At 75.3% G+C, this 14,106-nt stretch carries 11 protein-coding genes and 1 riboswitch; all 11 genes read left to right on the top strand.

The window, feature by feature from the left end:
* The 11 genes from ACIQVD_RS26120 (at position 1) to ACIQVD_RS26070 (ending at position 13,384) form a co-directional block, all read left to right on the top strand.
* The gene (locus tag ACIQVD_RS26120) at positions 1–852 is read left to right on the top strand and encodes a RimK family alpha-L-glutamate ligase (protein ID WP_402291889.1); all 852 of its coding nucleotides are present in this window, start codon (positions 1–3) and stop codon (positions 850–852) included.
* Positions 849–1,904, top strand: a complete 1,056-nt coding sequence (gene argC, locus ACIQVD_RS26115; RefSeq protein ID WP_100834660.1) for an N-acetyl-gamma-glutamyl-phosphate reductase — start codon at positions 849–851, stop codon at positions 1,902–1,904. Before ACIQVD_RS26120 ends, argC begins: the two co-directional genes overlap by 4 nt.
* Positions 1,901–2,704, top strand: a complete 804-nt coding sequence (locus ACIQVD_RS26110) for an acetylglutamate kinase (protein WP_400680684.1) — start codon at positions 1,901–1,903, stop codon at positions 2,702–2,704. The genes argC and ACIQVD_RS26110 overlap by 4 nt, the downstream gene beginning before the upstream one ends.
* Positions 2,705–2,723: 19 nt before the next feature.
* Positions 2,724–3,287, top strand: a complete 564-nt coding sequence (locus tag ACIQVD_RS26105; protein ID WP_100834658.1) for a type 1 glutamine amidotransferase — start codon at positions 2,724–2,726, stop codon at positions 3,285–3,287.
* A gap of 64 nt (positions 3,288–3,351) precedes the next feature.
* Complete coding sequence (locus tag ACIQVD_RS26100; RefSeq protein WP_400680687.1) at positions 3,352–4,467, top strand: Glu/Leu/Phe/Val dehydrogenase dimerization domain-containing protein; 1,116 nt, start codon at positions 3,352–3,354, stop codon at positions 4,465–4,467.
* Entirely contained in the window at positions 4,464–6,164 is a 1,701-nt protein-coding gene (locus tag ACIQVD_RS26095) for an AMP-binding protein (protein WP_402291888.1), read from the top strand. Before ACIQVD_RS26100 ends, ACIQVD_RS26095 begins: the two co-directional genes overlap by 4 nt.
* A 198-nt stretch (positions 6,165–6,362) precedes the next feature.
* Positions 6,363–8,663, top strand: coding sequence for an aminotransferase class I/II-fold pyridoxal phosphate-dependent enzyme (locus ACIQVD_RS26090; protein ID WP_402291887.1), 2,301 nt, complete (start codon positions 6,363–6,365; stop codon positions 8,661–8,663).
* Positions 8,664–8,925: 262 nt separating this feature from the next.
* Positions 8,926–10,653: a penicillin-binding transpeptidase domain-containing protein gene (locus tag ACIQVD_RS26085; protein ID WP_402291886.1), complete on the top strand. Its 1,728-nt coding sequence runs from the start codon at positions 8,926–8,928 to the stop codon at positions 10,651–10,653.
* 573 nt (positions 10,654–11,226) lie between these two features.
* A complete protein-coding gene (locus tag ACIQVD_RS26080; RefSeq protein WP_402291885.1) occupies positions 11,227–12,237 on the top strand; it encodes an NUDIX domain-containing protein in 1,011 nt (336 codons plus the stop codon).
* On the top strand, positions 12,234–12,815 hold the full coding sequence (locus tag ACIQVD_RS26075) for an AAA family ATPase (RefSeq protein WP_402291884.1): 582 nt from the start codon (positions 12,234–12,236) through the stop codon (positions 12,813–12,815). Before ACIQVD_RS26080 ends, ACIQVD_RS26075 begins: the two co-directional genes overlap by 4 nt.
* Positions 12,812–13,384, top strand: coding sequence for an NUDIX domain-containing protein (locus tag ACIQVD_RS26070; RefSeq protein ID WP_400680702.1), 573 nt, complete (start codon positions 12,812–12,814; stop codon positions 13,382–13,384). Before ACIQVD_RS26075 ends, ACIQVD_RS26070 begins: the two co-directional genes overlap by 4 nt.
* Before the next feature lie 59 nt (positions 13,385–13,443).
* Positions 13,444–13,617, top strand: a riboswitch (cobalamin riboswitch).
* The last annotated feature ends 489 nt before the right edge of the window (positions 13,618–14,106 follow it).

Here is a 14,106-nt window from a genome sequence, read left to right as displayed (position 1 = left end):
ATGACACGCACCGTCGCCCTCATCGCCGACCGGGTCGGCTGGGAAGAACGCCGACTGATCGACACCGCCGCGGGCCTCGGCCTGCGGATCGAATGGGTCAACGACGAGTCGCTGGCCCTGGGGGACCGCGACGCGGCCTCGCTGCGCGAGCACGCCGCCGTCCTGGTCCGCAGCCGCAGCTACACCCGGGGCGGCCTGATCGCCACCCTCACCGAGGCGGCCCGCATCCGCACCCTGAACACCGCCCCGGCCATCCACGCCTGCGAGAACAAGCTCACCCTGCGCGCCCAACTGCGGGCCGCGGGCGTGCCGGTGCCCGACTTCCGCCTGGTCCTCTCCCGGCGCGACTTCGAGAAGGCGCTGACCGAACTCCCGCCGCCCGTGGTGCTCAAGCCGGTCTTCGGCGGCATGGGCAAGCGGGTCACCCTGCTGCGCGACGCCGACAGCGCGCAGTCCGTCTACGACTACGTCGAGGACCTCGGGCACGGCTTCGAACAGGCCAGCCTGGTCGAGCCCTACCTGGCCTCCGGCACCTCGCTGCGCTGCTTCACCGTCGGCCGCGAGACCGTGGCCATCGCCGAGTTCCGCAGCGCCGGCACCGACTGGCGCAGCAACGCGGCGCTCGGCAACCGCAACCGGGCCGTCGACCCGGACCCCGAGGTCCGCAAGACCGTCGAGGGGGTGCTGGACGTGCTCGGCCCCGGCATCTACGGGATCGACCTGTTCGCCACCCCGAACGGCTACGTCGTCAACGAGGTCAACCACGCCCCGGCCTTCCGGGCGGTCGCCTCGGCCACCGGGGTGGACATCGCCGCCGCCGTCGCCCGCTACGTCCAGGAGGAGACCGGATGATCCGGGTCGGCATCGTCGGGGCCTCCGGGCTGGCCGGCGGCGAACTGATCAGACTGGTGCTCCAGCACCCCGAACTGGAACTGACCTTCCTCGGCGGCTCCTCCAGCGCCGGCCGGCGCCCGTCCGAGCTGCACCCCGGGCTGCGCCTCGACCTCGGCCTGACCATCGAGGCGCTCCCGGACAGCCTGGCCGACCGCTGCGACGTGGTCTTCCTGGCCACCCCCGCGCCCGCCTCGGCGGCGCTCGCCGCCCGACTGGCCGACCAGGTGCCCTGCGTGGTCGACCTCAGCGGCGCCTTCCGGATCCGCGACCCCGAGCTGCACCGGCGCTGGTACCCCAAGGTGCCGCGGACGGACGACCTGGCCGACCGCTTCGTCTACGGCGTCCCCGAGCTGGTCGGCGACCAGCTCGTCGGGGCCGCGCTGATCTCGCTGCCCGGCTGCTTCGCCACCGCGATCACCCTCGGGCTCGCCCCGCTGGTGCTCTCCCTCGGCCTCAACCTGAAGACCGTGGTGGTGGACGGCAAGACCGGCTCCAGCGGCGGCGGCCTCGAACTGCGCACCGCCAACCTGCACCCGCTGCGCAACGGCGCCATCGCCCCGTACGCCCCGTCCGGGCACCGGCACGCCGCGGAGGTCAAGGACTTCCTGGACCGCGGCAAGCCGGGCGGCGTCGAATCGCTCAGCATGTCGGCGTACGGCGTCTCGCACGTGCGCGGACTGATGGCCAGCAGCTACGTGTTCACCGACGACCCGGTGGACGCGCGCACCCTGCAACGCGCCTACCTGCGGTTCTACAAGGACCACCCGTTCGTCCGGGTGCGCCGCTCCAACGAGACGCTGATCCCGGTGCCCGACCCGCAGGCCGTGCTCGGCTCCAACTACTGCGACGTGACCGCCCTGCACGACGAGGAGGGCGGGCGGATCGTCGTGCTGGCCGCCCTGGACAACATGGTCAAGGGCGCGGCCGGCCAGGCGATCCAGGTGACCAACATCCGATTCGGCCTGCCGGTCCAGACCGGCCTGACCATGCAGCCGGTGATGCCCGCATGAGCGCGACGACACCCGAGTCCACCCCCACCGTGGTCAAGCTCGGCGGCAGCACCGTCGACGACCTGGCCGACGCCTGGTGGGACGACCTCGCCGCGTACGCCCGGCAGCGGCCGTTGGTCCTGGTGCACGGCTGGTCCAAGCCGCTGAAGAACCTCGGCGCCCGCTACCGCGACCCGTCCGCGATCCTGCGCGACCGGTACGGCAACCAGAGCCGCTGGACCACGCCCGAGGTGATCGGGGACATCAAGCAGGTCAGCGCCGAACTCGCCGCGGACGTCCTGGCCCGGCTGGAGCGGCGCGGCGTCACCGGCGAGCGGCTGCTCGGCAGCGACGGCCTGGTCACCGCCGGCGAGGGCGAGCGCTGGTGGTGGAAGGACAAGCAGCTCGTCGAGCTGGAGAACCTGGTCGGCCCGATCACCGGCGTCGACCCGGCCCCGCTCAAGGCGGTGCGCCCCGGCCACGTCCACCTGGTCACCCCGCTGGCCCGCAACACCGCCGGCCAGGAGGTCAACACCGACGCCGACCGGGCCGCCGCCGCCGTCGCCGGGGGCATCGGGGCCGGGCAGCTGGTGCTCGTCACCGACGTCGCCCACCTGCTGATCGACGACCGGCCGGTGCGCCGGATCACCGCCGAGGCCGCCGCGAAGTTCCGCGACAAGGGCGCCACCGGCGGCATGCGCAAGAAGCTGCGGGCCGCCGGCGAGGCCCTGGACGGCGGCGTGGAGCGCGTCGTCATCGGCAGCGCCCCCGTCACCGACCTGGTCGCCGAACGCACCGGCACCGTCATCACCCGAACCTGAGCAGCGAGGAGCACCGCACGTGGCGAAATCCCGAGTGCTGGTCGTCAACAACGGGACGCTGTCCCTGAAACAGCTCCGCAGCCGCTTCGAGGAGCTCGGCTCGGAGACCGAGGTGGCCGCCGCCGCCGAGCTGCCCGCCCGGCTGGACGGCCGCTACCAGGCGATCGTGCTCAGCGGCACCAAGGTCCGCGCCTACGACGGCGAGTTCTACAAGCCGCTGATCGACCTGGTCAACGAGGCGGACGTCCCGGTCTTCGGGATCTGCGGCGGCATGCAGGTCATCGCCGTCGCGGCCGGCGGGCGGCTCGCCGAGGGCCCGCAGCGGGTCGGCGGCCACCGGGCGCAGGTCGACAAGGAGGAACCGCTCTTCGCGCACGTCGGCCCGGAGGTGACGGTCTTCCACCGGCACACCCTCTACCTCCAGGAGGCGCCCGCGGGCTTCCGCTCGATCGGCCGCTCCGAGCACGCGCCGGTGGAGTTCATCCGCTCCGACGACGGCCGCATCCTCGGCTCCCAGGCCCACCTGGAGTTCCGCAGCGACGGCCGGGAGATCCTGCGCGGCTTCGCCCAGCTCTACCAGTGACCCCCGTCCGGCCCGCCGAGGCGGCACACGACCCCGAACCGTCCGTGTACTGGAGGACCCCGCAATGACTTCGACAGACCCGCAGCCGCCCGCCTTCACCACCCACCTCAACGGCAGCGGCGGCACCCTCAAGGGCTGGGTGGTGGTCGACTCCCTGGTCGACGGCCTCGCCATGGGCGGCACCCGGATGACCCCCGGCGTCACCGAGGAGGAGGTCGCCGGACTGGCCCGCGACATGACCGAGAAGTTCACCCTGGCCGGGCTGCGGATCGGCGGCGCCAAGGCCGGCATCGTCTCCGACGGCAGCGACCGCGAGCAGACCTTCCGCACCTTCGGACGCACCGTCAAGCCGCTGCTGCACGGCGGCATCCACCTCGGCATCGACATGGGCGTCACCCCCGCCGACCGGGCGGTGTTCTTCGAGGAGGCCGGGTACGACCCGCGCTACCGGCTCGGCGCCCCCGACATGCCGATCGACTGGCGCACCTACTACGAGCCGCTGATCGACTGCACCGGCCACGGCGTCGGCGTCGCCGCCGTCACCGCCCTGGAGGCCGACGGCCGCACCGGCCCGGCCCGGGTGGTGGTCCAGGGCTTCGGCGCGGTGGGCCGCGCGGTCGCCCAGTTCCTGGAGGACCGCGGCCACCTGATCGTCGGCGTCGCCGACATCGGCGGCACCATCAGCGCCGACCGGCTGCCGGTCGCCGACCTGATCGACATCACCGACGAGTTCGGCCGGATCGACCGCGCCCGCCTCCCGCAGGGCGTCACCCTCTCCGGCGAGCCCGACGCCTGGCTCGACGTCGACGCCGACCTGCTGGTCCTCGCCGCCCAGAAGTACGCGCTCAACGCCGAGAACGCCCACCGGCTGCGGGCCCGCCTGGTGGTCGAGGGCGCCAACCTCGCCTCCACCGCCGAGGCCAAGGAGAAGATCGCCGCCGCCGGAGCCGTCCTCGTCCCCGGCGTCATCGCCAACATCGGCGGCGCCGGATCGGCCGCCCTCGCCGTCACCCGGGCCGTCCCCTTCCACCTGCCCGCGCAGGCCCGCAAGCAGTGGGTCTTCGACTGGGTCGGCGGCCGGGTCCGGCAGAACACCCGCGACCTGCTGGAGATCGCCGCCGGCCGGGCCGGCAACCCGCTGCCCGAGCTGCTCGACGTGCGCCGCAAGGAGCGCGGATGACCGCCGCCGAGACCGTCACGACCGCCCCCGCCGGGACCGCGGCGACCGACCGGACCCCGTCGGAGGCAACGGACTTCGCGCCGAGCCCCGAACTCGCCGCCGCGTACCTGCGGCGCGGCTGGTGGCGCCGGGAGACCTTCCTGGACGACCTGCACCGGCAGGCCCGGCTGCGCCCGCGCAAGCTCGCCATCGCCGCCCGCCGGGTCGGGGAGTCGCGCACCGACACCCTCGACTACGCCGAACTCGCCCGGCTGACCGACCGGTTCGCCGTCGCCCTGCTCGAACTCGGGGTCCGGCGCGGCGACTTCGTCGCCGTCCAGCTCCCCAACCGCTGGGAGTCGGTGCCGCTGCTGTTCGCCGCGATCCGGATCGGCGCGGTGACCTGCCCGATCGACCCGGTCTGCCAGGAGGACGAGCTGCGCCACCGGCTCGAACTGACCGGCGCCCGGGTCTGCGTCACCGTCCCGGAGTGGAACGGCTACCCGCTGGCCGCGCACCTCGCCGCCCTCAAGGCCGACCTGCCGCTGGAGCACGTGGTGGTGGTCGGCGGGCGCAGCCCCGGCACCCTCTCCTTCGAGGACCACTTCGTGGCCACCTCCTGGGAGGAGGGCCGCACCGGCGACCTGGACGGCCTCGCACTCACCCCCGACGAACCGTTCGTGGTGCTGTTCACCTCCGGCACCACCGGCCTGCCCAAGGGCGTCCTGCACAGCCAGAACACCGTCCACGCGGCGGTCCGCGGCTACGCCGACACCTTCCTGCTCGACGACAGCCTGGTGGCGGCCGTCACCACCCCGCTGGTGCACTACTCCGGCTTCGGCCAGGGCGTGCTGACCGGTGTCATGGTCGGCGGCACCGTCGCCTTCCAGGACCTCCGGCGCAACGACGTCCTGCTCGACCTGGTCGAACGGTACGGCGCCACGCTGATCTACGGCCCGCCGAGCACCTTCGCCGACGTCATCCGCGCCCAGCGGGCCGAACCGCGCGACGTCTCCACCCTGCGGCACGCCATCACCGGCTCCGCGCCCGTCCTCCAGGACCTGGTCGACGACGTCCGCGAGACGCTCGGCGCCCGCACCTACTCGGTGTGGGGGATGTCCGAGTTCGGGCCGGTCACCATCACCCGGCTCGACTACGACGCGGACCGGGCCGCCCACAGCAACGGCGGACCGATCGACGCGATGGAACTGCGCGTGGACGACCCCGACCGCCCCGGCACCCGGGCCGACGTCGGCCGGCTGCGGGTGCGCGGCGCGGCCCGCGCGCTCGGCTACCACCGGCGCGCGGACGCCTTCGCCGCCGAACTCGACGCCGACGGCTGGTTCGACACCGGCGACCTCGCCCGCACCGACGGCCGGGGCGGCATCCGGATCCTCGGCCGGGCCCGGGACGCCCTGCTCCGGGACGGCGCGGTCGTCCCGACCACCGAACTGGAGGCGATCGTCTCCCGCCACCCCGACGTCGCCGAGACCGCCCTGGTCGGCACCACCGGCCGCCCCGACGACCCGATCCTCGCCGTCGTCGTGCCCAGCGGGCCCGCCCGCCCCGACCTGGACGGCATCCTGGCCCACCTGCGCGCGGCCGGCCAGGAGGAGCGCTTCCTCCCCGACCGCCTGGTGCTGGTCGACGCCCTGCCCAAGACGCTCACCGGCAAGGTCCGCAAGGCCGAACTGCGCCGCAGCCATGGCGGGCAGTGACCCCGCTCCCGCCGGGGGCCCCGCCCCGGCGGGGCCCCCGGGACCTGCCGGGCTCGCGGGCGCCGCGGGGCCTGCGGGGCCTGCGGGCGCCGCGGGGCCTGCGGGGCCGGGGCGCGGCGGTGCCACGGCGGGCGGCGCCCCCGTCCGGCCCGCCGGCCGCCCTCCCGTCCGACCCGAACCGACCCGTGGAGTCCGCCCATGACCGAGCCCGCCCCGGTGACCCTGTCGGCGACGCTGGCCGCCGACGAGGCACTCGCCCGCCGACGCGCCGCCGGCGAGCAGGTCCTGATGATGGCCAGCGGGGAGATCGGCCTGCCCGTCCTCCCCGAACTGCGGGAGCGGCTGGCCGCCGCCGTCGGCGAGGCGACCTACGGCCCGGTGGCGGGCAGCCCCGCGCTGCGCGCCGCCGCCGCCGGGTACTGGCGGCGGCGCGGCCTGGCCGCCGAGCCGGACGCGGTGGTCGCCGGGCCCGGCAGCAAGTCCCTGCTGTTCGCCGCGGTCAAGGCGATCGGCGGCGACGTGGTGGTGCCCCGGCCCAGCTGGGTCAGCTACGCGGCCCAGGCCGCGCTGGCCGGGGCCACCGCCCTGCGGGTCCCCGTCCGGCCCGGCGAGGGCGGCGTGCCGGACCCGGACGCGCTGCGCGAGGCCGTCCGGGCCGCCCGCGCCGCCGGACGCGACCCGCGCTCGGTCGTGGTCACCCTGCCGGACAACCCCACCGGCAACGTCGCCTCGCCCGACACCGTGCGGCAACTGGCCGAGGCCGCCCGGGAACTGGACCTGACCGTCATCTCCGACGAGATCTACACCGACCTGGTCTTCGACCCGGACACCCCGGCCGCCTCCCCGGCCCTGTTCGCCCCCGAACGCACCGTCGTCACCGGCGGACTGACCAAGAACCTGGCGGTCGGCGGCTGGCGCACCGGCGTCGCCCTGCTGCCCTCCGGCCCGGCCGGCCGACAGCTGCGCGAGCGGCTGGTCGCCGTCGCCAGCCAGATCTGGTCCAGCCCGCCGGCCCCCGTCCAGGCCGCCGCCGCCTACGCCTTCGACGAACCGCCGGAGGTCACCGCCCGGGTGGCCGCCGCCCGCCGGCTGCACGGGCGGGTCGTCCGCGCCGTCGCCGAGCGGTTCACCGCCGCCGGTGCCCTGCTCGACCCCGTCCGCGCCACCTGCTACCTCTACCCGGACTTCGAGCCGCTGCGCGAGCCGCTCGCCGCCCACGGCGTGCACACCGGCACGGCGCTGGCCCGGCTGCTCACCGACCGCCACGGCCTCGGCGTGCTGGCCGCCGAGGAGTTCGGCGAGGACCCCGGGCCGCTGCGGCTGCGCGCCGCCACCAGCCGGCTCTACGGCGACACCGCCGAACGGCAGGAGGCCGCGCTGGCCGCCGCCGACCCGCTCGACCTGCCCTGGATCAGGGCGTCCGTCGACCGGATCGAGGAGGTCCTGGCCGACCTCGCCACCCCGCCCGTCACCGCATCCGCCCCCGCACCCGTCACCGCGCGCACCACCCCGCCCGTCACCGCACGCACCACCCCACCCGTCACCGCACGCACCGTCCGGCCCGCGCCGGACCGCACGCACCAACGAGCTCAGGAGGAACCGGAGATGGCCGTACTCTTCGAATGCGAATACCAGGGCCAGCGGTACGCGGGCTTCGAGAAGCCCGTCCCCGGCGCCCCGCTGACCCTCTACCGGGTCAACGACGGCCGGCTGCAGGCCGAGTTCATCGCCGCCGAGAACCCCGAGGACGTCATCGCCGCGATCAAGGCCGAGGCCGATCCGGTCGTCGTCGAGGGCGGCGAGCAGGAGATCCGCTACCTGCCGCCGCTGCTGCCCGAGGCCACCGGCAACGCCCTGCTCAGCGGCTTCATGCGCACCCACCGCTCGAAGTTCGAGAAGGAGCCGGTCGAGGGCGAGGAGTTCGTGGCGCCGAACTGGTTCTTCAAGGGCTTCGGCTCCTGGCTGCGGCTGCCCGGCGACCCGCTGGTCGCGCCCAAGCGCTCCGTCGCGCTGATCGAGGAGCCCGAGGTGGCCCTGGTCTACGTCAACGACGACGCGGGCAACCCGCGGTACGCCGGGTACACCTTCGGCAACGACCTGTGCGACATCGGCCTGCACATCCGCAACCCCGGCTGGAACCCGTACTGCAAGCTGGTCGACACCTCCATCGCGCCCTGGCTCTTCCTCGGCGAGCCGCCCTCCTCGGTCACCGGCCGGGTCACCATCGAGCGGGACGGCGCCACCGCCTGGGAGGGCCCGTTCGACTGCGGCGAGGACGCGCTGTACTTCAAGGTCCAGGCGATGGTGGACAACCTCTTCGAGTACCCGGCGCTGCGCCGCCCCGGGCTGGTCCACTACCTGCTGCTCGGCGCGGACCAGGCCAGCTACCACGACGGGTTCCGGATCGCGGACGGGGACCGGATCACCATCGACGTCAGCAGCCACGGGGTGGTGCTCTCCAACCAGGTGGTGTTCGGCCTGCCGGACTCCGCGTCCTGACGGCCCGTCAACTGCTCGCCCCGAGCGCCCTCTTGGGAGCGCCCCGACCCGGACCACCGGGCCGGGGCGCTCCCGTGCGGCCCCTTCTGAGTACGGATGCTCAGGCGGACCGTCCGCGTACGGCCCTAGCGTGGCGGGCGGAGGACTCGGGCGGGGCGCGGCGGGCCGGGGCGTGATGTGCCGGTGCCGTGGTGCGTGGTGCGCGGTGCGTGGTGCGCGGCCGGGGCCTCTCCGACAGCCCGACCCAGGGGGGAAGAGCACCGTGCGCAAGAGCGTGAAGACCGCCATCGCCACCGTCCTCACGGCCGTGGTGACCGTGGCCGGCTACGGCGTCTACAACCTCGCCACCGCCCTGACCGGCGGGTCCGGCCGGTCCGGCGGGGCGGCCGCGGCCGGGGCGCGGCCCGCGGTGACCGGGCCGCCGACCGCCGAGCAGGCGGCCGGTGCCGCCCGGGCGTTCCTCGCGGCCTGGGCCGGGGGCGACCTGTCGGGCGCCGCCGCGGCCACCGACGACCCCGCCGCGGCGACCACCGCGCTGACCGCGTTCCAGCGCCAGGTGGGGCCGAGCGCGATCCACCTGACCGCGGTCGGGCCCGCGGCCGGCCCCGCCCCCTCGGCGCCGGGCTCCATCCCGTCCGCCGCCCCGTCCGCCGCCCCGTCCGCCCCGTCCGCCCCGTCCGCCGCCCCGGCGACGGACACCGCGCTCTCGCTGCCGTTCAGCGCGAGCGTGGAGTTCGCCGGGACCGGCACGCCGTGGACCTACGACGGCGTGCTCGGCCTGGTGCGGACCCGCGACGGCCGGACCGTCGTGCACTGGACGCCGCACGTGATCCACCCGCACCTGGACGCCGGGGAGAGCATCGCGGTGCGCCCGGTCGCCGGGACACCCGCCGGCATCACCGACCGCAACGGCAAGCCGCTGACCGGCTTCCCCTCGCTGGCCGGGTCCCTGGAGCAGTTCACGGCGCTGGTCCCGCAGGGCGGCACCGCGGACGACGGCTCCGCCGTGCTGATCACCAAGGACTCCGACGGCACGGCGGAGAAGCTGTTCACCGTCACGGAACCCCGGCCGATCCCCGCCCTGAAGCTCACCCTGGACGCCCGCCTCCAGGAGGCCGCCGAAGCCGCCGTCGCGAAGCAGTCCGCGGGCGGCACCCGGGCCGCCTCGTTGGTCGCGATCGAGCCCAGCACCGGCCACGTCCTGGCCTACGCCTTCTCCCCGTCCACCGGCCCGAACCGGGCCTTCACCGGCATCACCCCGCCCGGCTCGACGATGAAGGTGGTCACCGCCGCCGCCCTGCTGGAGGCCGGGGTCACCCCGTCCACCCCGGTGCCCTGCCCGGCCACCACCCTGGTCACCGGCCTCCCGGTGGCCAACGACTTCGCGGACGCCCGGCCCGGCAACACCTTCGCCGACGACTTCGCCCAGTCCTGCAACACCGCCTTCCTCGAGAAGGGCCGGGAGGTGCTGAAACCCGACAGCCTGCCGAACACCGCCAAGGAGGTGTTCGGCCTCGGCCTGGAGTGGCGGACCGGCCTGACCGACTTCGACACCAGGATCCCGACCGAGTCGAACATGGCCGCCGCCGCCCCCGAGTTCATCGGCCAGGGCCGGGTGCAGACCAACCCGCTCGCCATGGCCTCGGTCGCGGCGACCGTCCAGAGCGGCACCTTCCGGATGCCGATCCTGCTGCCCGGCCTGCCGCAGCAGCCCGCCGCCCGGCGGCTCTCCAAGGGCGTGCTGAACGACCTGCGCGCCCTGATGACCCGGACCGCGCAGAGCGGCACCGCCGCCGGACCGATGGCCGGCATCCCCGGCGCCGCCGCCAAGACCGGCACCGCCGAGGTCGGCGGCGGCAAGCCCACGAACAGCTGGTTCACCGCCTACCGGGGCGACCTGGCCGTGGCCGCCGAGGTCGAGGGCGGCCTGCACGGCGCCCGGTCGGCCGGCCCGGCCGTCGCCGAGCTGCTGCGGATCGGCAACGGCTGAACCACGGCAGTCCGGCGACGGCCTGCCGTCCCGGGCGGGCGGTGTCCGGTCCGGACGGTCCGGACGGTTCGGACGGTCCGGACGGTTCGGACGGTTCGGCGCGGTCCACTCGGCTGCCGGCGGTTTCGCCCGAGGGCCCCCGCCGGACGCGGGCGGCGCGGCCCGTCCGAAACCCCGCCCGGACCGCCGTCAGCCGAACGGATGAATCCGCCGACGGCTGCGCCCCGTACGACCCTCCCGTCCGCTCCGCCGCCCACCCCGGCGTCCGCACCGGCCCGGCCACCGATCGGGCAACGGCCGGGCAACGGCCGGGCAACGGCCCTCGAACAGGCCCGTGCCGCCCGCGAGTCGGGAGCCGGGAGCGCGCGCCGACCGCCGGACGCCGCGCCGGACGGCTACGTCGGGGTGCTCGAAAACGCCCCGTTCGACCCGGGCGCGCCCGGGGACGGCCCACTTGAACGGAGCGCGTCCGATCCCCGACGATCGGATGCCCAACCCGACCTGGAGCGACGGGACTTGTCGTTCCGACCAGGCGGGCCTCGCCCACTCGTGAGACCGGATACGGAGCCTCGATTGCCAGTCACCAGCACGGAGGTCGACGCCGTCACCCGCGCCTACCTGGACCGCCACCCCGCCGAACGGGCCCGCCTCCGGCCGTTGTTGGACCTGCCGGCCACCGCGTCCGAGCCGACCGGCCGCGCCACGTCGCCCGCGCACGTCACCTGTAGCGGAGTCGTCCTCGACCGCGACCTGCGGGTCCTGCACGTCCGCCACCGGGCCACCGGGCTGCTGCGGTGCCCGGGCGGCCGCGCCGAAGCCGGGGACGGGAGCCTGCTCGCGACCGCGATCCGCGAGGTCGGGGCGGAGACCGGCATCCCGGCCGGGGCGCTCCGCCTCGCCCCGCAGCTGCTCGACGCGCCCGTCGACATCGACGTCGACATCGACGACATCGGCCCGGACCCTGACCAGGGCGAAGTCGCCCACCGGCACTACGACTTCCGCTTCGTCCTTCACCTCGTGGACGACGGCGCGCCGCCACGGACGGCGGAGGCTCCCGGGTCCAAGTGGTGCCCGCTCGCCGAGGTCGCCCCGCCCGGGCTGCGCGCCAGACTCCTCGCCGCGGGCCTGACCGGCCGGACCGAGCCGGTGAACGCCTCCGCCGTCGTCCACAACGGCCGCGGCGCGTACCTGCTCCACCTGCGCGACAACTTCCCCGGCATCTGGGCACCCGGGGAGTGGAGCCTGCTCGGCGGCGGACGCGAACCCGGCGACGCCACCATCGAGGCCACGCTGCGCCGCGAACTCGCCGAAGAGGTCCCCGGGTTGCGCCTCGGCGAGGTCGAACCGCTGACCGTCGAGTGGACGACCGACCGGCACGGCCTGGCCGTCCCGATCCAGGTCTTCACCGCCCACTGGGACGGCCACCCCGACACCGCGGACCTGCGCGAGGGCGTCCTCGTCCACTGGTTCCGCCCCGACGACCTGCACCGCCTCAACCTGCGCGACTCCACCCGCCGCCTCATCCAGGACCACGCCGCCACCCGCACCGGCGAACCGGCCCCCCACGGAAGGAACCCCCGGTGATCGTCTGGCTCAACGGCCCCTTCGGCGGCGGGAAGACCACCCTCGCCGCCACCCTGCGGAGCGAGCTGCCCGGGGCCGTCCTGGTCGACCCGGAGGAGGTCGGCTTCCTGCTGCGCCAGGTCTTCCCCGGCAAGTACGCCGACTTCCAGGACAACCCGGCCTGGCGCCCCCTCGTCGCCGAACTCGCCGTCCGCTGCCACCGGGAGAACGACGGTGGGCCGGTGATCGTCCCGATGACGCTGCTGCGCCGGGACTACGCCGCCGAGATCCACCACGCCGTCCGCGCCGCCGGCGTCCCGCTGCACCACCTGCTGCTGCACGCCGACCCGGACACGGTCCGGGCCCGCATCGACGCCGGTGCCGAGTTCCCCGGGGACGAGGAGCGCAGCGAGAGGGTCCGCGTCTTCCGGCGCGGCAGGCTGCCCCGCTACGCCGAGGCGTACCGGGGGTGGCTGGCCGCCGCCGCCGACGTCATCGACACCACCCGCCGCACGCCCCGTCAGGTCGCCGACCGGGCCCTGGAGATCCTCGGGGCGTTGCCCGGCCGTGCGCCACAGCCCCGGGAGGAGTCGGCATGATCGACGGATGGACCACGCTCTCGTCGACCGTCCAGTACCGGGGAGTGCGGCTGGTGGTGCGCCGTGACGCGGTCCGGCGGGCCGATCGGAGCACGGGGACCTACGAGTTCACGGAGTCCGTCGACGGGGTGCGGGTCGTGGCGCTCGACGGGTGGGGGCGGGTCGCACTGGTGGAGGAGGACGTCTACGCGTGCGGGCAGCGGTTGCTGATGTGTCCCGGGGGAGGGTGCGAGCCGGGGGAGGAGCCTGCGGCGGCGGCGCGGCGGGAGCTGGCGGAGGAGGCCGGCGTCCGGGCCGACCGGGTCGAGCCGTTGACGGCGATGTGGCGGATGCCCGCCGGTGCGCGCACCCGGGAGCACCTGTACCTCGCCACTGGTCTGACCGTCGGGGAGCACCGCCGGGAGGCGAGCGAGGCCGACATGGAGTTGCGCTGGGTGCCCCTGCCGGAGGCGGTGGCCATGTGCGCGGACGGCCGGATCACCGAGGCGGGCACGCTCGCCGCCGTCCTGCTGACGTCGCGGCGCACGGCCGCCCCCGGCTCGCCCGCCGGTGGCGCGGCTCGGGGGTGACGGCGGCGCGGGGCGAGGGGGCGCGGATGCCCTGGACTTACCAGGACGCCCGACTATAGGGTCGAAGGCAGGTCCGCGGTGTCAGGGAAGCCGGTGCGAGTCCGGCACGGTCCCGCCACTGTGACCGGGGAGTCCGTCCTCGTGGGCGAGGGCCACTGGCAGCCAGCCGGGAAGGCCGGGGGGCGGGCGTCGATCCGGGAGTCAGGATACCGGCCGCGGGTGATCCGTGTTTTCCACGAGGATGGAGACGACACGCCATGACCCCGGGCTGCTCCCGCACCACCGGTGCGCCACCCGGCCACGTGCCGAAGTCCGTCGGGGCCCAGATCCCCTGACGGAGTGTCAGGCCGCCGCGTCCGCGCGGTGGCCGCACCGCCGCGCGCCCACCCCCGCCGGCGGCCTCCACTCCTCCCCTCCGCACCACCCGGGACGGGAGAAGGAGCCGATGGTACGAGAACTCACCCCCCGCGTGGCCGGCAAGCCGGTCGCCGGCACCCCCGGGGACCTCCGGCGCGGCCTGGAGGCGGTGGGGTTCGCCGTCGCCGTCCCGGCCGAACTCGGCCGCCGGGCCGCCGAGTTCGGCCGCCGACTTCGCCCGGGGCGAGGCCGCCGGACCGGACTTCTCCGCGATCATCCACGCCCTCCGGAGGGACGGCCCGCCTGACGCGCGGGGCAGCGTACGGAGCAGAGCAGGCAGAGCAGGAAGAGGGACACGTCGCACC

Source organism: Kitasatospora sp. NPDC090308, from assembly GCF_044769485.1.
In the GTDB taxonomy this organism is placed as follows: Bacteria; Actinomycetota; Actinomycetes; order Streptomycetales; family Streptomycetaceae; genus Kitasatospora; species Kitasatospora fiedleri.
The sequence above is the reverse complement of the archived record's forward strand: the minus strand, read 5'-3'. Positions and strand labels throughout refer to the sequence as shown.